We start from the raw sequence: 12495 nt of genomic DNA, 5'->3' as shown, positions 1-12495 counted from the left end.
GCAAAAATTACCTCTCGTGTTTGATACAGCTCAAAATTATCTACCCATTTCATACAGCGAATTATCTGATCGTATGGCACGACAAGTGAATTTGTGGTACCTGATTTTGCCTCTATTGTAAATATGGTACTGTTTTTTGTGCTAATTGCCAAAATATCTGGCAAGCCTACGCTTGGCGAGCCTAACCTGAATCCCCTCCACCCATCTAGAGCATTGAATCGCTTAACCAGTGTATCTTCCCAGTGATACCCGCGCTGCCTTCTCGTTCTTGCTATTTTGACATTATCCTTTTTTGTTTTATTGACTGATTTTTGGAGTTTAACGAGGTTTGACATTGTTTGGTATTGGTTTGTCTGATTATAGAATACTAGGTTATTGTATTATCAAGCAAATGGTCTTGGAATTATGACTTGGTAAATGTAAATTTTGGGGATTTATCAAAGCCACAACTTGCAATTTTCATCATTTGTCCAGGTTTTTGCTCTATATTGCTGTCTATCTTCCCAATCACCTTGATCGAATCTTCGAATTTCACAATTCCGAAGAAATTACCCTCTTTGGCAGATGATTCTAGTAAAATCCCAGGCTCTTTCACTGGCCTGTATTGCAGATTACCAAAACAATTGTTGCAAAAGTCGCTTGGAGGCCAGCTTATTCTGTGGCACTTGTTACATTCGCCCACTGTGAATCGACCCTGTCTTAACTCGGATTCAAAATTCAATTTTTCATCACCAAAACCGTTGATGATGTTGCAGCTGCCGACATGTTCTGCACAAGTCCTATTCTAGCATTTTCTACCTGTCTATTTTTAGATGTTCCTTGAAGTTGTGATGTAATCTCTGCAATCTGTGCTATCCCTGTAGCTCCGAGAGGATGACCTGCACCAATCAAGCCTCCTCTAGGATTGATTTTTTTACTGCCATTCTTATACAATTCTAAAACAAATTTTCCTGCCTCTCCTTTTGATGAAAATCCCAAATCTTCTAGGATCATTAATTCGCAGATTGAAAATGCATCATGAATTTCTGCTACATCTATCTGGTTTATCTTGATGTCTGCCATTGAATATGCCTGTTTTGCAGCATCTATTGTAGATTCTAGCCTGGTCAGATCATTTTTTGTAAAACTAGCAGACGTTGTTTTCTGGCCTATTCCAGATATGAAAACCGGTGAATCTGTGTACTTTTTTGCGATTTTTTCTGATACAAGCAAGACTGCGGAACTTCCACTGCAAGAACGGGAACAGTCAAGCAACCTCAAATCTTCCGTTAGCCGTTTTGAGTTCATGATATCATCTACGGTGTATGCTTTTGGGTGGTATGCGGCTGGATTGTCCTGTGCATTTTTGTGATTTAGGGCAGAGACATGTGCCAGCTCTTCGTCGGTTGTGCCGAACTCTCTTTTGTGGCTCTTGGCAAACATCGTCCCCCAAAATATCGGATGCGTGAACTCTCCGCGAGACATGTCCCAATCCAGTACTTGGGCGGAATTTTCCGCTTGCTCTGCTCCTACTATTAACACCACATCCGCCATTCCAGAAGCGATGTAAGAGTATCCTGAAACGATCGAGTTTGCGCCTGAATTGCACATGTTTTCTATGCTTTGAGCAATCTTTGGGGCAATCCCTGTTAATTCCGATAATATTGGCGCCAAATACTTTTTGTTGTTGTTTGTTGAGACTAGGACTGCGTCAATATCTTTTTGAGATAGATTTTTTGTATTTTGGAACAGATCTTTTGTTGCGGAGACAAGTAGTTCTTCAATTGGGGTCTGGTCTAGCGTGAATTTTGTAGTGGAATATCCAGATATTACTACACTCATCATGCATCACTGAATGTCTTTGTGAATAAATCAAAGGATTTTCCAACTTCGCCACTTGGATTAAACTGGATGATTGGATGCGTAATTCCAGCATCGTAGAATCGCTTTAACTGTTTTTTGCATTCTTGCGGAGAACCGGAAATTGTGAGTGACTGCAACATGGAATCTGTAATTAACTCGTGGTTTGATTTGAGTCCTGACTTTAGATACTCTTGGTAGATGTTGTCCGTTTCCTTTTTGAACCCGTTTTCTGCTAGGAATCTTCTATAAATTTCACCAACAGAGATGTAAAACGCCAATGTTTTACGCACTCGCTCCTTTGCTTGGTCGCCGTCCTCTGAAACACTGGTTATTAATTGACAGGCAACATCAATTTTTCTTTTGTTCTGCATTTTGGCTACTGTCTCTTTCATCTCAGAGATTGGCCTCAAATAGAAAATAACCCCATCTCCTATTCTCCAAGTGAGTTCTGTCATTTTCTGGTTTATTGCAGCAATATAGATTGGAATGTGTTTCCTTGGCGGCTTGATTAGTAGGGTAAATTCTCGCAGTGAAAAAATCTTTCCGGCATAATCGATTTTTTTGCCAGAAATAGCAAGGCGAATTATCTCCACCGTTTCCTTCATTCTTTGTAGCGGTTTTTCAAATTTGTATCCATGTAATCCTTGAATGATTGGAACACTGCTTGTTCCCAAGCCAAGCATCAGTCTCTGGTTTGATATCGTATCTATTGTGGCGGCGCCCATCGCGATGAGTGCCGGACTACGCGAGTAAATGTTGATAATAGATGAGCCTATCTTGCATTTAGTTCTGGCAGAAACTGCAGACAACATTGCAAAATTTTCCATGCCCCAAGTTTCTGGGACCCATACTGTGTCTGGATTTGTCTTGTTGGTTTTCTCAGCGCACTTTAGAAGATCCTCAATTGATAGAAGTGAGCCTAGACTATATGATAATTTCATGTCTTAGATCTTTTTGCCTTTTAGTGCCTTTGAGCACTCGTCTATATCCTTGTGAGAATCAATAGAGTACCAAAATACATTCTTGAACTTGATTCCGGCCAGATTTTCTTTGCTGGCAAATCTTCGAAATGTCGTCTCTTCTATTGCTCCTTTGTATGGAAGAGCCGAAACAATTTTTTTATCCAGATGGTAAATCCCGGCATTCATCCAGACATTATCAATCGGCTTTTTTTCTCTAAAACTTACAATTTTTGAATTATCAAGATCAACGGTACCAAACTTTGTTCGCAGTTCCACTAGTGCAATAGAGTTTGGATTTGAGTACAATTTTCTAACGTCAATGTCAGTTATGATGTCGCCGTTAATAACCAAAAATGATTTTTCTTTTATCAGTTTAGCTGCCTTTTTTATTGCTCCACCTGTACCAAGCGGAGATTTTTCAGTAGAATATAGAATTTTTGAATCAAAGTTTTCTTTTTGTTCTAGATAGTTTTCAATTTGGTCTGTTTTGTAGCCAGTACATATGATGAACTCGTTTATTTTGAATTTTTTTAATTGTTTTATCTGCCATTCAATTAGCGGTACATTGTTTAATTGGATTAGTGGTTTTGGAACATAATCGGTAATTGGTCTTAGTCTGCTTCCAAGGCCTCCTGCCAGTATGATTGCTTGCAATGCTGGTTCATTGTAATTTGGGCTTTAAAATCTATGGATGGAAGTCAAATAATTCCTAGTGTAACTTGACCAAAATAATATCCAATAAATGTCAGTGCGATACTCCAAACACAAGAACCACAAAACGTATACAAAACAAACTTGATTGGCTTCATCTTGAATAATCCTGCCGGAATCGAAATCATTTCTCGCAATACTGGCACCATTCGGCCGAAAAAGACTGCCTTTTCCCCATATCTTCCAAACCACATCTCTATTTTTACCATTTTTTGCTCAGAAATTCTTGCGTATTTTAGATATCGTAACATTGCGACTCGTCCAAGCTTGATGCATACCAGATAGATAATTGTAGAGCCAATGGTTGCCCCTGACCCGCCAGCCATTCCTAACCCGAGCACTTCAATTACGCTCATTCCATTCTGTGATGCAATATAGCCAGCGAATGGAAAGATTGCCGCAGTTGGAATCGGGGGAAAAACAGTCTCTATTATTGCAGCTGCGAAGACTCCAACATAGAGATATTCTGAGACAAGGGAGCTAATCCATTGTATGAAAATCTGTATTTCATTCAACTTTTTCAGTCAGATAATAATGAAGTTCTGTATAACACTCGGTGCAGTATTGTTCAAATTGGGTATGGTCACAGTCATGGACTCTATTGACGATGTTTTTGCATTTTGCGCAAACTGGCATTTAGGATCTGGCGGATTTTTTTAGTTTAATTCCACCCAATATCAACTGGATCGCGCCAGGAGCAAACAGCATAAGAGCTGATGCAATCGGGTTTTTCTCAGATGAGGTGCTAGGTGATGAGTTGAAAATCGCTGCAAGACCACCAACTATAATGAGTATTCCTACAACAATAATCAATATTCCAAGAGGCTTTGATGGCTTTTTGATGGTAATCGCAAACGCAATGATTGGTAGAATCAATGCAGGTCCTCCCAGACCCATGCCTCTTTGTGCAGTGTCTAGTGGAAGAAAACCGTTCTCAGAGCCAGTCCCATACATGTACGCTACATCTGCTGCGTAGATTACAAGCAGTCCAATTGAAATTGCTGTCATGATCATTGCAGCTTTTACTGACATATTTTCGAATTCTAAAGCATCCTCTAATAAACTGTTAACATTGATCGAGTGATTTGGGTAACCTGGTATATTTTCATATAAACATCACTCTCGTCTAAATTTGAAATTAGCAATTGAATCATTGTGAGGTATTGTAATTGACAAAGACGATAATAAACAAAAAGCGATTGGTATTCTCCGATGACCATTGGAAGAATTCTTTTCATACTAACGAAGCAACCACAATCCGACTTGTAGAAATCTGAGGATGGAAAGATCTCATTTGCCAGGGTTATGGAAAATTACACATGTTATTGGAAGGAAATATGATCAAAATATTTGGCGAGTTACTGAAAGTGGTAAATTGAATTTTTGTACAAAGGCAAGCTAAATCCGTGCCATGTCACATTCAGCAAGAAAAGGCTCGGTTGTAATGGTCAATTCACTCAAAATCTGCAATTTATGTCTTAAAAATCACTACTACCAGCAGATAAAGACAGTTATTGACATACAAACAGTAACTTATGCAGAAGTGAATTTTATTTTTTTGACTATGGCTTCAAGCGATTTAAGCAAACCACTCACACCAAGATTGTTATCGGTGTCAACTAGGTTAAAGTGGCCTAACTTTCTTTGCGGTTTTGACTCTTCTTTACCATACATTTTCAAATAGAGATTTTGCTGGCCAAACTCTGAGATTTTGTATTTACCAGAAAATTCACCAGTGCCCAAAATATTGTACATGATGGTTGGATGAATTAGCCTCGTACTTCCCAATTCTAGTCCCAATATTGCTCTTAGGTGTTGTTCAAATTGTGATGTCTGACTGGATTGCAACGTGTGGTGTCCGGAATTGTGAACTCGGGGTGCAATCTCATTGATTAAAACCCTGTCATCTTTTGTGACAAACATCTCAATTCCAAAAACGCCGGCACCGTGCAATACTTTCATTGTATCATTGGCAATTTTTTCTGCCTGCTTGGAAATATTTTCTGATACGCGCGCTGGTGCTATGGTAATTTTCAATATGTTGTTTTCATGAATGTTCTCCACTACTGGATATGTAGCAATCTGGCCAATGGTGTTCCTAGCCGCAATCACTGAAACTTCCATTTTAAAATCAACAAATTTTTCAAGCATCAGGGATTTTCCTGCAAAGTTATCATATGCAGCTTTGATATCATGAGGTGATTTTATTTTGTAATTTCCTCTCCCATCGTAGGCATCACGTCTTGCCTTGAGAAGTACTGGATATCCAAACTGGCTAATTTTTTCTTCTAGGTCTTCTAATGATTTGATTTCCAAAAATTCCGTGACGGGAATTTTATTTTCTAAAAGAAATGATTTTTGAAATAACTTGTCTTGGATTATTCGCAGAGTCTCTGGTGAGGGATTTATCTCTGTCTTTGACTGGGCTTTCTTGAGTACCTCACTATTGCCTGACTCTATCTCATATGTGAGTATGTCAACTTGTCCTGCTAGCTCAAAAATCGCTTTTTCATCCTTAAAATCACCAACAATTTGCTTTGCTCCAACCTTTGCGGCGGGGCAATTTGAGGTAGGATCAAGTACGATTACATCCGAGATGTGTTCCGGCATCTTTTTTGCAGCTTCGGTTATCATCATTCCTAACTGACCACCGCCAATTAGTCCCAAGACCTTCTTCATTATTTGTTGGCATGATGCTTGCACTAAAAATAGTTACGTCAAAATCAGATATTGTTAAAAGCATCATAGTTATCTTCAGATTTAATGCTGCCAAAAAAACCACTAGTTGGAATAATCATGGGTTCTAGCTCTGATAGCAAAATCATGCATAAAGCAGCAAAAACACTGGATGAATTTGGAATACCGCACGAGGATCAAATCGTCTCTGCACACCGTACCCCGACAAGGCTAGAAGAATACGCAAAATACGCGGAAAAAAACCAATTCCGTGTAATCATAGCTGGTGCAGGTGGCTCTGCTCACTTGCCAGGAATGATTGCATCACACACGATAATACCCGTAATAGGAGTTCCTATAATGGTGTACAATGACAAGTCAGAAAAAAACTCGGAATTCAAATTTTCGGCATTTGGTGGAATGGATTCACTACTCTCAATAGTTGAGATGCCGAATGGCTCCCCTGTCGCTACAGTTGGCGTCAACAAAGCAGCAAATGCAGGACTATATGCAGTAAAAATTTTGGCCACAGAGTTTCCTGATCTTAGACCAAAACTCAAAAAATTTAAAGAAAAGCAGCACAACTCTGTTCTGGCAGAATCCGATGATCTCAAAAAATCTGGACTAGCAAAGTTTGTCGCAAAAAAATTCAAGTAAGAAGTTTGAATTGGATGTTCTTTGATTTTAGGTGTGCAATTAGCTTTTGAGCGTGCTCTTTGCCCTCTGTTTCAAGGCTCAATGTGACACCTGCGGCACCTGCATCGATTTCGGAGCTCAGTCTATCATGTGTTACCTCTACTATGTTGACTGATAATAATGCAATCTCGTCAATTACCTCTTTTAGTGCCCCCGGTTTGTCTTTGAGTAAAATGGATATCTTGACTAACCTGCTCATTGCAGCTAGTCCCTTGGATACAATTTGGCCTAACAAGTACATATCCACGTTACCTCCACCAAGCACTGGCACAACTTTTTTGTTAGGTGATGGCTTGACACTAAGAAGATAGGCCAGTGGTACTACACCTGCAGGTTCTACTACCATTTTTGCTCTCTCCATTAGCAAAAACATTGTCTTTACAATTTCAGCATCATCAACTGTTACAACTTCGTCCATTAGCTCATTTATTATCTTGAATGTGTTTTTTCCCGGCGTTTTTACTGCAATGCCGTCAGCTATTGTACTAGCACCCTTGACGGATTGTAGCCTGTTTGCCTTGACGGAATTTTTCATTGCAGGAAAAGCAACAGATTCTACACCAATTACCTTGACTTTGGGTCTTTTGCTTTTTACGGCAACTAGAATACCTGCAGCTAGGCCCCCACCACCTATTGGAACATAGATTTCATCAACGTCCGGCAGGTCTTCTAGAATTTCAAGGCCTACTGCTCCGTTGGCAGCAATAATTTGAGGATCATCAAAAGCATGTATTATTTTTGCACCTGTTTTTTTTGATATCTGTTGAGCCTTTGCAAAAGATTCATCATAATTAATTCCCTCAAGAATTACATTCGCACCATATCCTCTTGTAGCAGCAACCTTTGCAGGAGATGCAGTAATTGGCATTACAATTGTGCAGGGAATTTTTTCCAGTTTAGAAGCGTATGCTACTCCCTGCGCATGGTTTCCTGCAGAAGCAGCAATCACTCCGTGCTTTTTTTCATCTGGTGCAAGAGATCTTATTTTTGCATATGGTCCCCTGAGTTTGAATGAGCCAGTTTTTTGCGCAAATTCTGCTTTAAGATAAACCTTGGAGCCAGACATTTTGCTAAATGTCTCAGAATATACCAATGGCGTCTTGCGGATTATGTTGTTGTAAGAATTTCTTATTTTTACAATGTCTTCGTATGTCGGATTCAATAGAATAGCTCGCTATTTTCTTGGTATATTTAACTTCGTTTACAATTTCTTGACAAGAAGCAGAATTCGGCTCTAGTGGTAAAATCAGGCACAAAATCATCCACAGATATTAAATATTTTGGCGATCTTCGTATATCATTAGTCAAAGGAACGTTCTCCCCTTGAACTGATTTGCAGTTCATTGTTCCTTTGGCTATTTTTATTACTTCCAGATTTGTAGATATAAAAATTTCCTAATTCTGTAGAGATTTGATAAGTTCTTCCATGATCTGAATTATTTCGATTCTAGTGTCCTGTGAAATTCTTTTTGGATCAAAAATGGATTCCCTTTTCTTGTTTTTTATAAAATCTAGATCAAAAGTGCAGACGCATCCCTCCTCGCCTGTGACAAGCCTGCTTTCATCAATTAGGACTGACGTTGTAGTGTATGCTTCAATTAGTAGATTATCAAGCTCCTTGAATAGTTCCTTTTTTCTCTGGTCCTTTGCCTGAAAATCATAGTCTGTGTTTTTTGCAGTCTCTTCAGATATCTGGTTCCTGAGTTGGTCGTTTGCAAACAACACCTCAAAGAGCTTTTGCTCATCTAGGTCCTTGTGACCCATTCCTTCCAGTCTTTGCTTTATCATAGAATCGGTCAGCTCGGCAAGCTCTTTTTCCTTGTTTATGGTATTATCCATAATGTCAGCAAGCTCTTTTTGGATTTGAGCAACCTTGATGTCTGGCTTGTAGTATAACAATGCGTGATATTGTAGTGCCAAATGCCACAACAGAACATAGTTACCTACATGACATTCAAGTTTCACAAAGATTCGCCGTAGGTCCTCATCCGCTGTGGATGTTATTCCTTCTGCCTTCCAGTTCTTGTGCTGGTGCAATATTGTGTTGTAGAATTTACCAACTGCGTCTGGATCAAATGTGTTTTGATCAGTCACAGTTGTATCTCCAAGCATTACCTTGATTGGAATTGGCTTGGTCAGTCTTTCCATTTTTGCCTGAAATAACTGGCTTATTTTTTCTGAACTCTGTCCTAAAATTCCTAAAAACTCATCCGTAGTCTTACTTCCTAAGCGCACAAACTTTAGCGTATTTTGAGCCTAAAAATCCTAATGCTCTCCTATGGTATTGTAGTAATCTCTTAAATACGAAATCACCCTATTTTTTGTTGAAAATGGCACTAAGCAAGATAATATGTTCAAACTGTAATGTTGAGGTAGTTCAGTATTACGATGCTGTATACAAGGGCAGGCGTGCAAAATGCCCTATTTGCGATGTGAGTTTTCCCCTGGAATGAAGTGGTATTATGAGTAGCAAAGAAAAACCAAACCCAACAGAAATTGAGTCAAAACCTGCGCCTAAAAAGGCCAAAAAAGACTACGGTGTAATCGACATGATGCTATCAAAATCATCAGAACGAGTTGTGGACTCGGAAACGCTAATCCGGGAGACACAGAACCGAGTTTGGCGTGCATTAAAAAGCGGATACGAGTATTCACCACGGGAAGATGAATCGGATGTATTTTTGCGTAAAAATGTCTTTTCTAGAATGAAAATGGTAGTAATGTATGTTGATCTGGTTGGCTCAACTCAAATCACACTTGCATTACCTGAGGAAAAAGTTGCAATCATAATTACCTGTTTTGCGCAGGAGATGGCTCAAACAATCCGACAACATGGAGGCTTGGTACTAAAGTTTGTAGGTGATGCCGTAATTGGCTACTTCCCGGCAGAGGAAAATCAACTCCAATCTACAGATAACGCTGTAATGTGTGCAAAATCAATGTTATCGGTAATCCAAAAGGGAATCAACCCGATCCTAAATCAGTATGACTATCCTGACTTGGCAATCAAAATAGGAATTGACTATGGTGAAAACATGATAGTCAGATATGGGGCAGATATAAAAAAATCACATGTTGATATCTTGGGACCTGTGATGAACATTGCAGCAAAAATCCAAGGCACGGCAAAACAAAACCAAATACTGATTGGTGATGATGTCTATGCAAGAATCCACCCGTCAATCCAACAATCATTTGAAATTGTGGTGTGGAAAAACAACGAGTGGAAGTATCATCGAGATGACGGACAACTATACCCTGTCTGGGCACACACCGACTAGACTGTAAACCTGTCAGGACACTCTATGTGCTCATAATGATGCTCTGTAAACTTTTCTTGGACTACATACATTACAATTTTGTGTAGCTCGCCCATGCTGATGTTTTTTTTGCACTTTATACAGTGCTTGATTTTCATGTGTAATGTGGCTACGATCTATGATCGCTATAAGGATCTGCGATCAGCTCAATTTGATAAAAAATGACCCGCGCTTGACTAGTCTGCTTATTTCATGCGTAATGCCAAAGCAAAAATACTGTTTATTGATAGCAATAGCATGGATATAACACAGATGCGAGTCTTTATGGAGATGCATGGCTATCCATTTGGGTTCAGCCTCAGTCCGTTTGCACCACTTCGTTATCCGCCTGGACTTGCAGGACCTGCAAGCCCGACTAGGCTTAAGGATAAAATGATTGCAGAAAACTCTACTTTCACAGGAAAAATAAACGAGTTTAATCGAATGTATCTCAAACATGCATCTGGATTACTGGATATGAGTGCGTCAATGTTTGCACCAGGACACCCAATGGCCCACAAGCTGGCATCGGACTATGCCGAAAAAGAAGAGTTGGAAAAGCTTCGACTGGAAAACGCAGAACTCAAAAAAAGAATCGAGTCGTTTAAGAATAAAAAAGTCTAGAGACAAACTCTTTTTAACATTGATTATGCCAATATGGTATAATGATCAAGACTCCTGAACAAAAATGGAAAGAATCTATAATTCAGTACAGAAAAAACTGTCAAAAAATAATTGATATATCAAAATCCGTCAGATATGCCGGCGTCATAAATGAATTTGGTAGGACATTGACTGGAATAATAAAACCCGGTCTCAAACCACTGCTTAATCCAGAAGCTGCAAAAAACGAGTTCTTCATAATATCGAATCTAATGACACTGCGCAACACACAGTCAAAGGCATTTGGGCCATTGGATGTTGCGACCATTCGTCACAAACATGCAACAATAATCTGCATTCCAAGCGGCAAAGTAGTATACTATATTTCCATTAATCCGAATGAAAAGTCTGCATTTGATATTGCAAGAAAAGTAAAAAGTATTGTTTAGGCCGGAGTAAATCCGTAGTAGCCCTTTGATTGTTGTTGTGAGTCTGCGAATTTTGGCTCAAAGAGTGATATCATGTATCCGTCTGGGTCAAGTACTATAGCATTTTTGCCTGCTTCCCTATCAACAATATCGCGGTGAACATGAACTCCGCGTGACTTTAACTCGTCTAGTGCTGATTCGAGGTCGCCAACCAAAAATCCAACCACCATACCACCTTCTAGGCTGTTTGAGGAATGGTCTGATGTGATTGCAGCTGGATGCAAGCTAAGCAGTGCGCCTGTCTGTCCTAGGTCCACCCAAGTACGTCTCTGGTTTTTTATCGGCAGCCCAAGCAAATCGTGATAGAAAGCAATTGATTTATCCAAATCCTTGACTGCCAAAATTACGTTTCCTACGCGCTTTATATTCACAGAAATCTTATGCGGCACAGTGTTTTATGCTTTATTGTATTTCTATCATGGTCTCGGTTCGCTCAACACCGGGAATCATCTGGATTTTTGTGGTGATCTGTCTAATCTGCGCCAGATCATCAACTTTGACAAATGCTACCGCGTCGAATTGTCCTGAAATAGGAAATGAGTTGTAGATGTATTCTAGCTTGCCTAGCTTTGCGGCAATTAGTTTTTTTGGCGACTTTACAAGTATGACTGCCTTTACCATCCCATGTTTACCTCCACTTCGATTAGGGTCTCAGTTGTGGCGATTTCTTTGATTTTCTTGAAGTCAATCACTATGTTGTTGATTTCGTCCATTGTGCCTTGTAATAAAACGCAAATGTCTGCCCTGCCTGTTACTGGTAGTATCTCTTTGAGCAACTTGCGCTTTTTGTGCAGTGCCTCCATGACATTATCGGTTTTGCCGGGCTTAATCGTAATTAGGCAGACTGCTCTCATTATAATATAATGGAATGATTCGCGAATAAAGTTTTAGTCTTCGACTTCTTGGGATCGTGCTTCTTCGAGGTATGCCTTACGTGCTTCTAGCTCAGCTTCCTTGTCCTCTTCGAATTCCTCATCAATTATGACTAGGCCATCGTCTGCTGGCGGACCTTGCTTTTTTGGTTTTGTCTTTTTTGCCGGTTTTTCTTTTTTTGCAGGCGTGGTCTTTGCCTTTTTCTTTTCTTCATTTACTGGTTTTTTATCTACCTTTTTTGCCAAGTTAACTTTCTGAAGAGGTCATCACCGTGTATTAAAACATTACTTACTTTTTCGAATTCCACCAATTTTTGATCGTGATTTTACCTGAACACTGCTTTTT

Annotated in this window: 18 protein-coding genes; 4 read left to right on the top strand and 14 right to left on the bottom strand. The window is 39.5% G+C overall.

Going from position 1 to position 12495, the window contains the following annotated elements; all coding sequences use genetic code 11:
* The 8 genes from FJ354_06550 to FJ354_06515 form a co-directional block, all read right to left on the bottom strand.
* On the bottom strand, positions 1-335 hold a 335-nt coding region (locus FJ354_06550), incomplete at its 3' end, for a resolvase (protein MBM3906315.1).
* 68 nt (positions 336-403) lie between these two features.
* Complete coding sequence (locus tag FJ354_06545; protein ID MBM3906314.1) at positions 404-748, bottom strand: hypothetical protein; 345 nt, start codon at positions 746-748, stop codon at positions 404-406.
* Complete coding sequence (locus tag FJ354_06540; GenBank protein MBM3906313.1) at positions 718-1824, bottom strand: thiolase family protein; 1107 nt, start codon at positions 1822-1824, stop codon at positions 718-720. The genes FJ354_06545 and FJ354_06540 overlap by 31 nt, the downstream gene beginning before the upstream one ends.
* On the bottom strand, positions 1821-2783 hold the full coding sequence (locus tag FJ354_06535) for an LLM class flavin-dependent oxidoreductase (GenBank protein ID MBM3906312.1): 963 nt from the start codon (positions 2781-2783) through the stop codon (positions 1821-1823). Before FJ354_06535 ends, FJ354_06540 begins: the two co-directional genes overlap by 4 nt.
* Before the next feature lie 3 nt (positions 2784-2786).
* Positions 2787-3458, bottom strand: coding sequence for a nucleotidyltransferase family protein (locus tag FJ354_06530; GenBank protein ID MBM3906311.1), 672 nt, complete (start codon positions 3456-3458; stop codon positions 2787-2789).
* Between the two features lie 44 nt (positions 3459-3502).
* Positions 3503-4030 (bottom strand): DedA family protein, encoded by a 528-nt coding sequence (locus FJ354_06525; protein ID MBM3906310.1) that lies wholly within the window; start codon positions 4028-4030, stop codon positions 3503-3505.
* A gap of 121 nt (positions 4031-4151) precedes the next feature.
* Positions 4152-4547, bottom strand: a complete 396-nt coding sequence (locus FJ354_06520; GenBank protein ID MBM3906309.1) for a hypothetical protein — start codon at positions 4545-4547, stop codon at positions 4152-4154.
* A gap of 501 nt (positions 4548-5048) precedes the next feature.
* Positions 5049-6194: a 5-(carboxyamino)imidazole ribonucleotide synthase gene (locus tag FJ354_06515; GenBank protein ID MBM3906308.1), complete on the bottom strand. Its 1146-nt coding sequence runs from the start codon at positions 6192-6194 to the stop codon at positions 5049-5051.
* Between the two features lie 84 nt (positions 6195-6278).
* On the opposite strand from FJ354_06515, the gene purE reads away from it, so the two are divergent.
* Complete coding sequence (gene purE / locus FJ354_06510) at positions 6279-6848, top strand: 5-(carboxyamino)imidazole ribonucleotide mutase (GenBank protein ID MBM3906307.1); 570 nt, start codon at positions 6279-6281, stop codon at positions 6846-6848.
* Here purE and FJ354_06505 read toward each other — a convergent pair.
* The gene (locus FJ354_06505) at positions 6841-8049 is read right to left on the bottom strand and encodes a threonine ammonia-lyase (protein ID MBM3906306.1); all 1209 of its coding nucleotides are present in this window, start codon (positions 8047-8049) and stop codon (positions 6841-6843) included. The genes purE and FJ354_06505 overlap by 8 nt on opposite strands.
* 233 nt (positions 8050-8282) lie before the next feature.
* Complete coding sequence (locus FJ354_06500) at positions 8283-9122, bottom strand: hypothetical protein (protein ID MBM3906305.1); 840 nt, start codon at positions 9120-9122, stop codon at positions 8283-8285.
* Between the two features lie 227 nt (positions 9123-9349).
* Here FJ354_06500 and FJ354_06495 point away from each other — a divergent pair, with 227 nt between their 5' ends.
* From FJ354_06495 to FJ354_06485, 3 genes are all read left to right on the top strand, one after another.
* Positions 9350-10168: an adenylate/guanylate cyclase domain-containing protein gene (locus FJ354_06495; GenBank protein MBM3906304.1), complete on the top strand. Its 819-nt coding sequence runs from the start codon at positions 9350-9352 to the stop codon at positions 10166-10168.
* 276 nt (positions 10169-10444) lie between these two features.
* Positions 10445-10810 (top strand): hypothetical protein, encoded by a 366-nt coding sequence (locus FJ354_06490; protein MBM3906303.1) that lies wholly within the window; start codon positions 10445-10447, stop codon positions 10808-10810.
* Between the two features lie 41 nt (positions 10811-10851).
* Positions 10852-11238 carry a hypothetical protein gene (locus FJ354_06485; GenBank protein ID MBM3906302.1) on the top strand — a complete coding sequence of 129 codons (387 nt, stop codon included), beginning with the start codon at positions 10852-10854 and terminating at the stop codon, positions 11236-11238.
* On the opposite strand, the gene FJ354_06480 is transcribed toward FJ354_06485, so the two are convergent.
* Genes FJ354_06480 through FJ354_06465 form a run of 4 tightly spaced genes read right to left on the bottom strand, consistent with a single transcriptional unit; the run spans position 11235 to position 12395 of the window.
* Entirely contained in the window at positions 11235-11648 is a 414-nt protein-coding gene (locus FJ354_06480; GenBank protein MBM3906301.1) for a methylmalonyl-CoA epimerase, read from the bottom strand. The genes FJ354_06485 and FJ354_06480 overlap by 4 nt on opposite strands.
* A gap of 31 nt (positions 11649-11679) precedes the next feature.
* The gene (locus FJ354_06475) at positions 11680-11898 is read right to left on the bottom strand and encodes an Lrp/AsnC family transcriptional regulator (GenBank protein MBM3906300.1); all 219 of its coding nucleotides are present in this window, start codon (positions 11896-11898) and stop codon (positions 11680-11682) included.
* Positions 11892-12131 (bottom strand): hypothetical protein, encoded by a 240-nt coding sequence (locus FJ354_06470; GenBank protein MBM3906299.1) that lies wholly within the window; start codon positions 12129-12131, stop codon positions 11892-11894. The genes FJ354_06475 and FJ354_06470 overlap by 7 nt, the downstream gene beginning before the upstream one ends.
* Positions 12132-12164: 33 nt before the next feature.
* On the bottom strand, positions 12165-12395 hold the full coding sequence (locus tag FJ354_06465; protein MBM3906298.1) for a hypothetical protein: 231 nt from the start codon (positions 12393-12395) through the stop codon (positions 12165-12167).
* Positions 12396-12495 lie beyond the last annotated feature (100 nt).

The organism is Nitrososphaerota archaeon (assembly GCA_016872055.1).
Lineage (GTDB): Archaea > Thermoproteota > Nitrososphaeria > Nitrososphaerales > Nitrosopumilaceae > Nitrosotenuis.
The sequence above is the reverse complement of the archived record's forward strand: the minus strand, read 5'-3'. Positions and strand labels throughout refer to the sequence as shown.